This window comes from Lentzea sp. NPDC004789 (assembly GCF_053601075.1).
In genome coordinates, this window is record NZ_JBSGBE010000002.1 from 490,119 (window position 1) to 503,001 (window position 12,883).

At 70.7% G+C, this 12,883-nt stretch carries 11 protein-coding genes; 1 reads left to right on the forward strand and 10 read right to left on the reverse strand.

What is annotated here, in order from left to right:
- Nucleotides 1-4: 4 nt before the first annotated feature.
- The 3 genes from asnB to ACWEIJ_RS06475 all read right to left on the reverse strand — a co-directional run bounded on the left by asnB (nucleotide 5) and on the right by ACWEIJ_RS06475 (nucleotide 4,911).
- Entirely contained in the window at nucleotides 5-1,864 is a 1,860-nt protein-coding gene (gene asnB, locus ACWEIJ_RS06465) for an asparagine synthase (glutamine-hydrolyzing) (protein ID WP_449836131.1), read from the reverse strand.
- Entirely contained in the window at nucleotides 1,864-3,909 is a 2,046-nt protein-coding gene (locus ACWEIJ_RS06470; protein WP_449836132.1) for a glycosyltransferase, read from the reverse strand. The genes asnB and ACWEIJ_RS06470 overlap by 1 nt, the downstream gene beginning before the upstream one ends.
- 195 nt (nucleotides 3,910-4,104) lie before the next feature.
- Nucleotides 4,105-4,911, reverse strand: a complete 807-nt coding sequence (locus ACWEIJ_RS06475; protein ID WP_449836133.1) for a hypothetical protein — start codon at nucleotides 4,909-4,911, stop codon at nucleotides 4,105-4,107.
- Between ACWEIJ_RS06475 and ACWEIJ_RS06480 the strand changes: the two genes are divergently transcribed.
- On the forward strand, nucleotides 4,874-5,218 hold the full coding sequence (locus ACWEIJ_RS06480; protein WP_449836134.1) for a hypothetical protein: 345 nt from the start codon (nucleotides 4,874-4,876) through the stop codon (nucleotides 5,216-5,218). The two genes, ACWEIJ_RS06475 and ACWEIJ_RS06480, sit on opposite strands and share 38 nt — an antisense overlap.
- A gap of 351 nt (nucleotides 5,219-5,569) precedes the next feature.
- Here ACWEIJ_RS06480 and ACWEIJ_RS06485 read toward each other — a convergent pair whose 3' ends face one another.
- The 7 genes from ACWEIJ_RS06485 to ACWEIJ_RS06515 all read right to left on the reverse strand — a co-directional run bounded on the left by ACWEIJ_RS06485 (nucleotide 5,570) and on the right by ACWEIJ_RS06515 (nucleotide 12,875).
- Entirely contained in the window at nucleotides 5,570-7,021 is a 1,452-nt protein-coding gene (locus ACWEIJ_RS06485; protein ID WP_449836135.1) for a lipopolysaccharide biosynthesis protein, read from the reverse strand.
- Nucleotides 7,018-8,145, reverse strand: coding sequence for an acyltransferase family protein (locus ACWEIJ_RS06490; protein WP_449836136.1), 1,128 nt, complete (start codon nucleotides 8,143-8,145; stop codon nucleotides 7,018-7,020). The genes ACWEIJ_RS06485 and ACWEIJ_RS06490 overlap by 4 nt, the downstream gene beginning before the upstream one ends.
- Nucleotides 8,142-8,684: an acyltransferase gene (locus ACWEIJ_RS06495; RefSeq protein WP_449836356.1), complete on the reverse strand. Its 543-nt coding sequence runs from the start codon at nucleotides 8,682-8,684 to the stop codon at nucleotides 8,142-8,144. The genes ACWEIJ_RS06490 and ACWEIJ_RS06495 overlap by 4 nt, the downstream gene beginning before the upstream one ends.
- 1 nt (nucleotide 8,685) lies before the next feature.
- A complete protein-coding gene (locus ACWEIJ_RS06500; RefSeq protein ID WP_449836137.1) occupies nucleotides 8,686-9,792 on the reverse strand; it encodes a DegT/DnrJ/EryC1/StrS family aminotransferase in 1,107 nt (368 codons plus the stop codon).
- 17 nt (nucleotides 9,793-9,809) lie between these two features.
- Nucleotides 9,810-11,018 (reverse strand): glycosyltransferase family 4 protein, encoded by a 1,209-nt coding sequence (locus ACWEIJ_RS06505; protein ID WP_449836138.1) that lies wholly within the window; start codon nucleotides 11,016-11,018, stop codon nucleotides 9,810-9,812.
- A 103-nt stretch (nucleotides 11,019-11,121) separates the two neighbouring features.
- A complete protein-coding gene (locus ACWEIJ_RS06510) occupies nucleotides 11,122-11,772 on the reverse strand; it encodes a NeuD/PglB/VioB family sugar acetyltransferase (RefSeq protein WP_449836139.1) in 651 nt (216 codons plus the stop codon).
- Nucleotides 11,769-12,875, reverse strand: coding sequence for a DegT/DnrJ/EryC1/StrS family aminotransferase (locus ACWEIJ_RS06515; protein WP_449836140.1), 1,107 nt, complete (start codon nucleotides 12,873-12,875; stop codon nucleotides 11,769-11,771). Before ACWEIJ_RS06515 ends, ACWEIJ_RS06510 begins: the two co-directional genes overlap by 4 nt.
- Nucleotides 12,876-12,883 lie beyond the last annotated feature (8 nt).

The following is a 12,883-nucleotide window of genomic DNA, read 5'->3' on the forward strand; positions in this document are numbered from 1 at the left end:
TCGCTCATTCCGCCACCTCCGAGGTCCTCGCCTGCTCGCGGTGCCAGACCTCGAGCGAGAGCAGGGTCCACAAGCGCGGTTGTTCGTTCCTGCCGCCGGAGTCGTGCTCGGCCAGCAGTTTTCGCACGCCTGCCGGGTCCAGTACACCCCCGGTGAACGAGGACGGCCCGGTGAGCAGGTCGTGCGCCATGTCGCGAAGCCCGTCGCGGAACCAGGCGTCCAGCGGCACCTTGAACCCCGACTTCGGACGGTCCACGACGTCGGCGGGCAGGTGTTCCCGCGCGACCTCCTTGACCACCCACTTGGTCGTGCCGCGCCGCACCTTCACCGAGCTGGGCAGGGTGAAGGCGAGCTCGGCGACCCGGTGGTCGAGGAACGGCGGCCGCAGCTCCAGCGAGGCCGCCATCGACATCCGGTCACCGCGTTCGAGCAGGTTGTCGGCCAGCCACGCGTGCGAGTCGGCGTAGAGCATGCGCCGCAGGGCGTCCCCGCGTCCACGGCTGTAGGCGGCTGTGATGCCGCGCACAGCCGGGCCGCCGAGCAACGCCTGGCGCTCGGCGGTGGTGAACGGGGCGAACCAGCCGCGCATGCGGTCGGCCGCAGTCGGTTCGGCGATGGCCCGCAGCGCCACGCCGAAACGGGCGGCCTTGGCGGGCAGGGCGTTCTCCAGCCGGGACAGCGCCGCGTGCCGCAGCCAGGCCGGCACGACACCGGCCCACCGGGTCGCGCGGGCGAAGCGGTACTTGGGGTAGCCCCCGAACAGCTCGTCGCTGCCCTCACCGGACAGCACGACCTTCACCTGGCGGCGGGCGAGCTCGGCGAGCTTGAACACCGCCACGTCGGCCGGTTCGGACAGCGGCGCGTCCCGGTGCCGGCTGAGCCTGCCCCAGTTCTCGCGGAAGTCCTCGGCGGTCACGACCACGTTGTGGTGCTCGCTGCCCACCTCGGCGGCGACCTTCTCGGCCCAGTGCAGCTCGTCCACGCGCGGATCGCCGAAGCCGGCGGAGAACGTGTGCAGCTCGCCGCCGCCCCGCGCCTTGGCCACGAGAGCGGTGATCAGGCTGGAGTCCACGCCACCGGAGAGGTACGCGCCGACGGGCACGTCCGCGACCAGCGCGTCGCGCACCGACCGTTCCAGCGCCTCGCGGACGAGCGCGACGGCCTCCTCCGGCGTGCAGGCGCGCACGAGCCCCTGGGCGGGCAGCTCCCAGTACGGCGTCTCGTGCACGTGACCACCGCGCGAGACCGTGAGCCGGTGGCCGGGCAGCACCTTCCGCACACCGTCGTACAGCGTGTAGGGCGCGGGCACCGACCGGTGGGCGAGGTAGTCGTGCAGCGAGGCGTGGTCGACGCCGCGGTCGCCGATCAGCGGGATCAGCGCCTTGATCTCGGACGCGAACGCGAACACCTTCGCGTCGGCGTAGTAGTACAGCGGCAGGATGCCCATCCGGTCGCGGACCAGGTGCAGCTCACCGGTCTGGGCGTCGTCGATCGCGTAGGCGAACTGGCCGCGCAGCTTGCGCACGCCGTCCACGCCGTGCTGCTCGTACAGCGCGAGCAGCGTCTCGGTGTCGCCGTCGGTGCGGAACGGGTAGGTCAGCTCACCGCGCAGCTCGCGGTAGTTGAGGATCTCGCCGTTGAACGCGATGTGCCGCCGCTCGTCCGGCGTGGCCATGGGCTGCCTGGACGCGGCGAGGTCGATGATCGAGAGCCGCGTGTGCGCGAATCCCGTGGAACCGTCGGGGCTCACCCAGGTCCCGGCGTCGTCGGGGCCGCGGTGGTGCAGCGTGGCCGCCATGGCCCGCAGCAGCGCCGGGTCCACCGGTACGCCGTCGAAACGCCGGACTCCGGCGATGCCGCACATCAGGCTTCTCCCTCGGCGAGACGCATCAGGTCGCGGGCGCGGGCGTCCCAGGAGGCGGACAGCACCGAACGGCGGCGCAGCTCGGGCGTGCCGATGCCGCCGTCCTTCAGCGTCAGCCGGATCTGCTCGACGAAGTCCGCCGGGTCGTTCGCGACCCGCACGCGGTCGAGGTAGTGCCGCACCTCGGGGAAGTCGGTGCTCACGATCGGCAGGCCGAGCGCGAGGTACTCCTTGAGCTTGATCGGGTTGGCGTGCTTGATCCAGTCGTTGTCGAGCCACGGCATGAGCGCGACGTCGAACCCGCTGCCGTACGCGGGAATCTGCTCGTACGGCCGGAAGTCCAGCCACGTGACGTTCGGGTACTTCTCGTAGCGCTCCATCGAGCAGGTGGCGTCACCGATCAGCACCAGGTGCGCCTCGGGGATCTCCTTCGCGACCCGTTCCAGCAGGTCGAAGTCCACCAGGTAGTCGTCGAGACTGCCGAAGAAGCCGATGACCGGGCCCTTGATCGACGCGAGGTCCGCCGGCAGCTCGTCGCGGCGGCGGAAGTGGTCCAGATCGACGCCGTGGTCGAGGAAGTGGCCACGGGCGCCGGTCTGGGGCTCGTCCTCGTCCTGCAGCGCGCGGCTCACGTACAGGACGTGGTCGGAGTGCGCGAGGAGCTCGTCCTCCAGCGCCTTGATGGTCGCCTGGTCCGACTCGGGGAACGCCGAGTGCCGGTCCGAACGGTTGTACACCAACGAGGCGCGCGGCATCGGCTTGATCACGTCCCACGAGGTGGGAATGGTCGCGACCACGACCGGGGCGCGCATGCCGAGCGCCAGGCAGACCGCGCGGACCTGCGCGCGCACCAGCACCGAGTTCAGCTTGCGCAGCCATGGTTTGCCGTAGAACGGCAGCGGAAGCGGTGTCATCACGTGGAAACCGGGGGTGTCCGGGATCGGGCGGCGCACCAGCATGGCCACGCTGCGGGCCTTGCGGAGGATCCGCCGCAGGAACTGGGTGCTGCGACCGGGCAGCGGCATGCGCAGGCCGATGCTGTTGACCAGCAACACCTTCCGGTGCTTAGCGACCCGGCGCAGCAGCTGGAAGTCGGAGTGCGCCCGGTTGTGGTACCACCAGTCCTGGGCCGAGAAGCACAGGTATGCGGCGGTGTTCTTGTTCGTGTCCAACGGTTCCGGCCACTCCCGCATGCCGATCAGACCGCGCAGCGCGGCACGGTGCCGCGGGCGGTGGATGCGCAACAACTCGTTCAACGCCACCGCGAACCACATCAGCACGGACTGCGCCCGGCCGTGCCGCTCGCGGTGCAGCCGGACCCGGTTCGCCTGCAGCAACGCCCACAGCCGGGCCGAGGTCTCGGACTCGCCGCCGAGGTGGACGGCGACGGCCTCCGGCTCGTACCGGATCGCGAAGCCCTGGTCCCGTGCGCGGAGCATGTACTCGGTCTCCTCGGAGTACAGCAGGTAGCGCTCGTCGAGCACCCCGACGCGATCGACGCACTCGGCGGTCACGAGCCACGCCGCGCCGGTGACCCAGTCGGCCGTCTCACCGGGCCGGGTCACGATCTCGCCCAGCGCGGGGTAGCGGCCGGCGGTCGTGCCGCCGAGCAGGGCCTGGCCCAGCACGCGCAACGGCGTCGGCTCACGGCGGACGGAGTGCTGCACGACGCCGTTGTGGTCGACGAGCTTCGGCGCGACGATCCCGACACCGGGCCGGACCGCCGCGCGCAGGGTCGCGACCGCGCCCGGCTCCAGCCTGATGTCCGCGTTGAGCACCAGCACGTCGCAGCCGGGGGCCGCGGCGATGCCCGCGTTCACGCCCGCGGCGAAACCGTCGTTGCCCAGCCGCCGCACGACCTTCGCGCCCGCAGCCTCGGCCAGTTCCACGGTGTTGTCCGCGGACGCGTTGTCCACGACCACGGCCTGCCAGTCCGCCACCCCGCTCAGCGCGACCGGCAGGGCCTCCAGGCAGCCGCCGATGACGTTCGCACTGTTGTAGGTGACGATCACGACGGCCAGAGGTCTTGCGGGAAGTGAATCCACGAGCTGGGTCCTCCGGGAGCGAGCTGCGACCGGGAATCCGGCCGCGATGTCTACTCCCCCTAGATCGAGGACTCCTGTCCCGCCGTTACGTTCCGTCGACCTGAGAAACGCCTGAGGACTACTCCGGCAACACAAGGTGTCGCCGGGGTAGCCCTCAGTGTTTTCACCGTTTTCGCACCAACGGTTGGAATTCGGTCATCCCTCGATCTTGACCGGCTTCCCGTTCTGGTCGACGTTCCCGCCACCGTCGGTGGCGCCGCCCAGCGCGTTGTGGAACGGCGCGTACTGGAATTCGGTCGTGAGCACGTTGTTCTTGATCACGAACGGCGGCGACGCGGCGGCGAAGATCAGGTGGTTCGACCGGGTGATGTAGTTGCCGTCGATCGTCCAGTTCTTGCTGACCGCGTTGCCCGAACCGCCGTTGGCGTCGTTGTAGATGCCGATGCCGTTGTGGGTGTACTGGCCGTCCGAGCGGATGCCGTCGATGTAGTTGTGCTTGATCACACCGTTGGAGCCGTTCGGGTTGATGTTGACGACGTCGGTGTGGTCACCGGCCTTGAACCAGATGTCGTGCAGGAAGTTGTCCTGGATCAGGTACGGGCCCTGCCCCTGGATGATGATGGGGATGTTGAAGCCCCAGATGTTGTTGCGCAGGAACGTGCCGCGGTTGTAGGCGAAGATCCCGTTGCCGGACAGGCCACCGCTCTGCGGCGCGATGGTGCTGTCCTGCACGGTCACCGTGCCGCTCTCGATCCACATGGCGTGGTTCGAGCCGCCGAAGATGCGGGTCTGCTGCACGAGCACCTGGACGCTGTCCGGGACGTTGATGTGGACCAGGCCGTCGACCTGGTAGTTCTCGAAGACGAACGGGTCGCCCGCGTTGCCGGAGCCGCGCGCGCCGTGGTCCTTGAGCCACCGGACGTCGATCAGCTGGTCGCCGCTGAGCGGACGCAGGTTGCCGTTCTTGACGCCGGTGTTGCCGGCGTTCGGCCACCCCGACATGCCCGGCTGCGTCGGCGGCTTCGGGATGCCGGGCGGCGCGGGCTTGGGGGTGGTCGTGGTCGGCGCGACCGAGCTGGAGGAGGGCGCCGCGCTCGACGACTCCGCGGCGCTGCTCGACGTGGCGGACGTCGTCGTGGTGGCCGGCTGGGCGTCGCCGGACTTCGCGCCCGCGGGGGAACAGGCGACGAGAGCTGCGACGACGGCTGCGGCGAGTGCGGCGAAGGATGCGATGCGGGAGGACCGTTGCCGAAGGGGAGCACGGCGTTCGTTCTGTCTCGCGCTGCCACTGGGCGTGGCGGTGCGGTGAAGCACGGGGGATGCCACCTTTCAGTTCGGGCCGCCTACGTCGATCGCGGGGCTCCCGCGGCCGGGACATCCTCAAACGATCTCGTTATCTGGCGGTTACCGTTTTGGGCAGGGGGACGGTAACCCAGCGCCGAAGGGCGTGCATTAGGCCGTTCGGCCGAGTACGGCCATTTCACCGCTGTCGTTCCGAAATTGCCATCACCTGATCGGGTTGATCTATTTCCAGAATGACCGCAGGTCAGCACAGAAAATGATCTGACCTTCTCGCAGCGCTCTTGACTTGAATTCCTCGTGACCAGTACATCGACAAACATTTGCACGCGCACAGGGTGAGTCGTGCCACGTGGTGGGATCAGGAGGGCGCGGGACTCGCGGGTTCGAGGTTCTTCAAGTCCTGCAACGAGTGCCGCACCGGCGCCACGACCGGCAGGTACAGCAGCAGGCCGCCGATGCCGCCGACCAGCAGGATCGCGAGGTCGTGGTGCAGCACGCGCGTCACGACCAGTGGCACGAGACACAGCGCGAAAACGCCGAGCGCGGGCCTCGCGACCGCCTGGGCGAGGCTCGCCGGCCGCACCCCCAGGCCGCGCAGCGCGAACAGGAAGGCGGGCAGCATCACCCCGACCGCGACGACCATGTGCGCGATGCCGACGCCCATGACGCCCGCCGAGTACGCCCCCAGCGCCAGGGCGGGCACGAGCACCGCGACCCACAGCGCCTGCAGCGCCAGCGTCTGCCGGGCGTTGCCCACGGCGATGAGGACGTCGAAGCACAGTTGCAGCGCCACGCGCGCGAGACCGAGGACGGCGAGGAACATCAGCGCGGTGGACGCCGCCGACCACTTGTCGCCGTAGAGCACCCGGATCGCCGGTCCCGCCATGAGCGCCAGCAGGCCGCAGATCGGCACGGCCGCCGCCATCAGCAGCCCCATCGACCGCGCGAAGGCGATCCGCAACGACGTCAGGTCGTGCTGCAGCCGGGCGAACGCCGGGACACTCACGCGCGCCACGGGGATGGACAGCAGCGTGACCGGCCAGCTCGACAGGTTGAACGCGAGCACGTACAGGCCGAGCGTCTCCGGTCCGAGCAGGCGGCCGACGACGATGTTGTCGACCTGGACCATCGCGACCGCGAGGATCGTCGCCCCGGCCAGCGGCAGACCGTCCCTGAGCAGCTCCTTGGCCACCTTCGGGTCGAACGCCGGTTTGTAGCGGACCGGGGTGAACGCGAGGTGCAGCAGGCCGTTGACCAGGTTGCCCACCAGCCGCCCCCACACCAGGCTCCACACGCCGAACCCGGTCAGCGCGAGCGCGAGGGTGAGCCCCGTCGTGACGACGAACCCGGTCAGGTCGGCGTAGGTGCGCAGGTCCTGCCGGAAGCTGCGGGTGAGCATGGCGGACGGCACGGCCAGCGCGCCGTTGATCAGGATCGCGAACGACAGGACCTTGACCAGGTCCGCGGCCTCCGGTGCGCCCAGTGACCGGCTGAACACGCCGGCGCCCGCGAAGAAGACGGCGAACAGCGCGCAGCTCGACCCGAAGATCACCGTCACCGCGGTCGGCGCGATCCGGGAGACGTCACCCGGCCAGCGGACCAGGACCTGTTCGAGCCCGAGGTCGTTGAGGTTGATGAGGAACACCAGCGCGACCGTGGCGACGGCGAACAGACCGTAGTCGTTCGGGGTCAGCACGCGCGCCAGGATGATGCCGGACACCAGGTTCGCCAGGCGCGAGAGCAGCGTGCTGGCGAAGCTCCAGCGCACCCCCTTCTTCACGAGGGTGCCGAGGTTCTCCTCCGTGCTCACTTGGCGCCTCGCTGTGCCGATTTCAGGGACGTCTTGAGGGCCGCCCACGACCGGTTCTCCAGGAACGGCCGTTCGAACACGCGGTGGAAGAGGTACGAACCGCCGAGCACGGCCGCGAGGCCGAGCACGAGCAGCAGGCAGAACCGGGCGAACACGTCGCTGACGAGGTGCGCCACGACGAAGTGGTCGGTCAGCCACAGCAACGGCAGGTGCACCAGGTAAACGCTGTAGGAGAACAGGCCGACGCCGCTGAAGACCCGGTGCGCCAGCAGCGTTTTCAGCGGCTCGAAGTGGCCGCCCGCGAGCGCCGCGAGGACGCCGGCCGTGCCCGCGCCGATCAGCAGGTCGATCCAGAAGTAGGCGTGGTCGACCCACACCGAGCCCATCGTGATCGCCATGAGCACGAACGCGCCGTAGCAGGCGGCACCGGCCCAGCCGATCCAGCGCGGCACCTCGCCGGACCTGACGACGTCCGCCGCCGCCACGCCGAACACGAACAGCGCGAGGAACTGCGGCGTGAAGTTGAGCAGGCCGTGCAGCGGGTGGACGTTCTCGGCGAGGAGCTGCGACGCGACGACACCGGTGGTGAAGACGGCGACCATCCACACCGGACCGAGTTTCCTGCGCAACCACAGCACCAGCGGGAAGAGGAAGTAGATCTGCCACTCGATGGCGATCGACCAGAACGCGCCGTTGGGCTTCGGGCTGTCGACCACGTCCTGCACGAGGAAGAAGTGCGCGACGACGCCCTTGAGCGTGATCGCCCGGCCGGTCAGCTCCGGGGTGACCAGCCCGAAGACGACGACGCTGAGCGCCAGTGCCGCCCAGTACGGCGGCAGGATGCGCCAGGCCCTTCTGCGGATGAACCTCAGCACGCCGCCCAGCTCGTACTCGCGGCGCGCCGGGGCGACCGTCAGCGAGAACCCGCTGACCACGATGAACACCGCGACCGCGAGGTGGCCGTAGACGAGCCAGCCGAGCACGAGCGGCCCGGTGTTGACCGGATAGGCCGGGTAGACCGTGAACCAGATGTGGTGCAGCACCACGTACACCGCGGCCAGCGCGCGCACACCGTCCAAGAAGGACAGACGGGTGCGTGCGGGCGCGCCGACCGTGGCGGTCATCGTGCGACCAGCCCGTCGCCCGCTCTCTGGTAGGCCTTGCCGCACGCGCAGCTCAGGTCGTCGGCGAGCCGGTCACCGCAGTCGCAGACCCAGCCGCGGACCTTCGCCGGGTTGCCCGCGACGAACGCGTGCGCCGGGACGTCCTTCGTGATCACCGAACCGGCGGCGGCGAACGCGTACGCGCCGATCTTGGTGCCGCACACGACGGTGGTGCCGGCGCCGAGCGTGACGCCGTTCTCCACGAGGGTGGGCAGGAGGGCCTCCGGGCCCTTCTTGACGTGCGCGCGGGGGCGCATGTCGTTGGTGAAGACGACGTTGGGGCCGAGGAACACGTCGTCGCCGACCGACACGCCGTCGAACAGCAGCACGGCGTTCTTGACCGTGACGCGGTCGCCGAGCACGACGCCGCCCTCGACGAAGGCGTGGTCGCAGATGTTGCAGTTCCTGCCGACCACCGCACCGGGCAGGACGTGCGCCCAGGCCCAGACGCGGGTGCCCTCACCGACGTTCTCGGACTCGTTGAGGCCCAAGGGGTGCACGCTAGGCATGAGCCACCACCGCCTCCTTGAGCACCTCGGCCACGCGCTCCTGCTGCGCCCGCGTGATCCCCGGGTACAGCGGCAGCGACAGGATCTCCTCGCCCGCCTGCTCGGCCACCGGGTAGCCCTCGGGCCGCCCGTACTTGGCGAACGCGCCCGTGCGGTGCACCGGCGTCGGGTAGTGGATGCCCGCGCCCACGCCGTTGTCGTTGAGGTGCTGCAACACCATGTCGCGGTTGCGCACACGCACGACGTAGAGGTGCCATACGTGCTCGTTGCCCTCGGCGACACCGGGCAGCCGGACCTCGGACACGTCCGCGAGCAGCTCGGCGTAGGTGTCGGCGGCGACGGCGCGTTCCTTGTTCCACGCGTCGAGCTGCTTGAGCTTGGCGCGCAGCACGACGGCCTGCAGCGTGTCGAGGCGCGAGTTGAAGCCCAGCTCGGGGTGCGAGTACTTGCGGTCGCTGCCGTGGTTGGCGAGCAGCCGCAGCTTGCGCGCGATCTCCTCGTCCTGCGTGACGACGGCGCCCGCGTCACCGAACGCGCCGAGGTTCTTGCCGGGGTAGAAGCTCGTGGCGGCGGCGACGCCGAAGCCGCCCATGCCGGTGCCGTGCTGGGTGGCGCCCTGGCACTGCGCCGCGTCCTCGACGACCAGCACGTCGTGCCGCGCGGCGACCTCGCGGATGGCGGCCATCGGCGCGAGCTGGCCGAACAGGTGCACGGGCAGGACCGCCCGGCAGCGCGGTGCGATCTCGGCGAACGCGTCGGGGTCGATCAGCAGGTGCGCGGGGTCGACGTCGACCGGCACCGGCACGGCGCCCGCGCGGACCGCGGCCTCGGCGGTGGCGACGAAGGTGTTGGCGGGCAACGCCACCTGGTCGCCGTCGCGGATGCCCGCGGCGCGCAGGGCCAGCTCGATGGCGTCGGTGCCGTTCGCGACGCCCACGCAGTACGCGGTTGAAGTGAACGCGGCGAACTCCTCCTCGAACGCCGTGACGTCCGGGCCGCCGATGAAGGCGGTCTTCGCGAGCACCCTGGCGAAGCCCTCCTCGACCTCGGCGGCGATCCGGTCGCGCTGCAGGCCGAGATCGACCAGCGGAATGTTCACAGGGATTGCCCTCTCGTTCACGACAGCTTCCGCCTGACAGTGCGCAGGCCGTTCTTCACCGGCTCCGGCAGTCCGCGGGCGAGCAGCATCGCCGCCGTCCGCGCGCCTTCCCTCACGGACGTCGCTCTGGACGTCGATTCCGCTACGGTCCGCTGGTAGAGGCGTTCGAGCACACGCGCGGCCGGGTCGAGCCCGTAGTGCTCCACGACGACCTCACGCCCGAACGCGCCGAGCTCGCCGCGACGTCCGGCGTCGTCGAGCAACGGGCGGATCTGGTCGGCCAGCAGCGTGACCGGTTCGGTGCCCTCGCCGAGGCCGTAGTAACCGTGCCGGCGGAAGTACCCGACGGTCTCCTGGGTGAACGGCAGCGAGAAGCCCTTCTCCCCCAGCACCACGATCGGCTTGGCGAACGCCAGCGTCCGCAACGCCGACCCGCCCATGCCGAGCATCACGTCCGCCGCCTCGTACGCGGGCCGCGGGTCCACCAGGCCGCCGGTGAGCACGATCACGTCGGCACCGTGCCGGTCGTTGACCTCTTCCGCCCGCTCCGCGACCTTCACCGCCGCCGTGCCCTCACCGACGATGACCAGCCGGACCGGCCGTTCCTTGGCGAGCAGGTCGACGGCCTCGATGCTGCGCAGCAGGCTCTCCAGCTTGAGCCACTCGGTCAGCCGCGACACCGTGACCAGGTTGGTCCGGCCGTCGAGCAGGCCGTACTTCTGCTGGAACGGCGACGGGTCCACCACACCGGGAGCGTTGAAGTCCACGTCCACCGGCGGTTCGAGCAGGTCCACCGCGCCGGACCGGATCCGCGCGGCGTCCTCGGCCAGCTGCCTGGTGCCGAACGTGGTGGGCAGGTGCCGCGGCAGGAAGCCCGGCACGACCATGCCCATCATCGTGGTGAACAACGGGATCCCGTGGAGAAGGTGCTCCCCGTAGTACGCGTCGAAGCACTGCGGCCAGTCCCACACGTGGATCAGGTCGGGCTGCTCGGCCTTCACCGCCGCGCGCAACGCCCTCGCCACCCTGAGCGACGGGTGCCGGGTGGCGTCGGGGGCCTCGATCAGGCGCAGGCCGCGTTGTTCGGCCAGCGCCACCGCGGGGCCGGGGGCGGCGAACAGGACCACGTCGTGGTGGTAGGTGTCGCGGATGCGGGCGGCCAGCTCGATCGCGTTGGTCTGGGTGCCGCCGAGTTCGAGGCGGTGCGCGAAGACGAGGACCTTCATGCCGTCACCTCGCACGGCCGCGCGGGCTCGGGGCGGCGAGCGACCTCGTCCCACCTCACCACCGGCCGCGCGAGGCCGGGGCGGGAAACGAACCCGGGCTCCCTCACACCGCCACCCCCAACGGCCGCGCCGGCGAGCCGACCCAGGTCTCCCCGGCCGGCACGTCCTTGAGCACCACGGCTCCCATGCCCACCAACGCCCCCGCGCCGATCGTCAGCCCTTCGCGCACCAGCGCCCCGGACCCGATGTACGCGCTCTCCCCGACCCGCACCCCACCGGCCAGCGCGGCACGACCGGCCAGCGTCACCCCGTCGGCCACGGAGTCGTCGTGCGTCAGCAGCACGTGCGGCATCGCGAGCACGAACCGGCCGACCTGCTGCGGCGCCGTGATCACGGCACAGGCGAACACCATCGTGCCGACACCCAGCTCGACCCCGGCCGCGACGGAGGCCTGCGGGTGCACCAGCGTCGCGTACCGCGCGTCGTCGAAGCCGAGCCGCCGCGAGATCCGCATCCGGCTGTCCCGCCCGGCCGGGCTCGCCGTGCAGATCAGCACCTGCGCGTCGGCGTGCTCACGAGCGAGGTCGACCGGCCCGAGCACCTCGTACCCGTCCACCACGCTGCCGTGCTTCCCGGCCGCGTCGTCGAGCAGCCCGAGCACGTGGAACGCGGGCCGCACCGAGTTCACCGCCGCGATCGTGGCGAGCGCTTCACGCGCGAGGCCGCCGGCGCCGATCAGCAGCAACGGCGTCATCGCGCATCACACGCGAGCTCCAGCGCGTCGACGACCTGGTCCTGTTCGGACTCGGTCAGCTCGTGGAACAACGGCAGGATGAGCGTCCGCGACGTCAGCCGCTCGGTCACCGGCAGCGGCGCGTGCGGGTGACCGGCGTAGGCGGGCTCCAGGTGCGACGCCATGATCCCGCGCCGCGCCGAGATCCCCTTGGCCGCCAACCGGTTCAGCACCTCGTTGCGGTCCACCGGGCAGTCCGGCGGCAGCTCGACCCAGAACGACTGGTAGTTCGTGGTGCCGTGGGCGGGGTCGGTCACCGCGCGCAGGCCGGGGATCCGGGCGAGCAGCGAGTGGTAGCGGGCCGCGAGCTCGCGGCGGCGCGCGATGATCGCGTCCAACCGGCCCAGCTGCACCAGGCCGACGGCGGCCTGGATGTCGGTCATCCGGTAGTTGAAGGCCGTTTCGAGGTACTCCTCCAGCACCACGCCACCACCGGCGTGCCGGTCGGCGGCGCTCACGCTCATCCCGTGCTCGCGCAACCGGCGGGCCCGCATCGCCAGCGCCTCGTCGTCCACCGTCAGCATGCCGCCCTCACCGGTGGTGAGCAGCTTGCGCGGGTGGAACGACCACGCGGCCAGCGTCGCACCGGCACCCACCGGCCCGCCGCGGTAGGTCGACCCGGCCGCGCAGGCGGCGTCCTCGACGATCGGCAGGCCCAGGGCCTCGAAGGACTTCACGTCGGCCGGCACGCCGCCCTGGTGCACCAGCACCACGGCCCGCGTCCTGGGCGTGACCACAGCGGACACCGTCTCGGCCGTCAGGTTCCCGGTCTCCGCGGAGACGTCGGCGAACACCGGCGTCGCACCGCAGTACCGCACGGCGTTGGCGGTCGCGATGAACGACAACGACGGCACGACGACCTCGTCGCCCGGACCGACGTCCAGCAGGTGCAGTGCGAGGTGCAGCGCCGTCGTGCAGGACGACACGGCGACACCGTGCCCGGCACCGACCCGCGAGGAGAAGGCCTCCTCGAACGCCCGCACCCGCGGCCCCTGCGCGACCCAGCCGGAACGCACGGCCTCGGCAGCCGCCTGGGCCTCTTCCTCGCCCATGAGCGGTCGCATCACCGGGA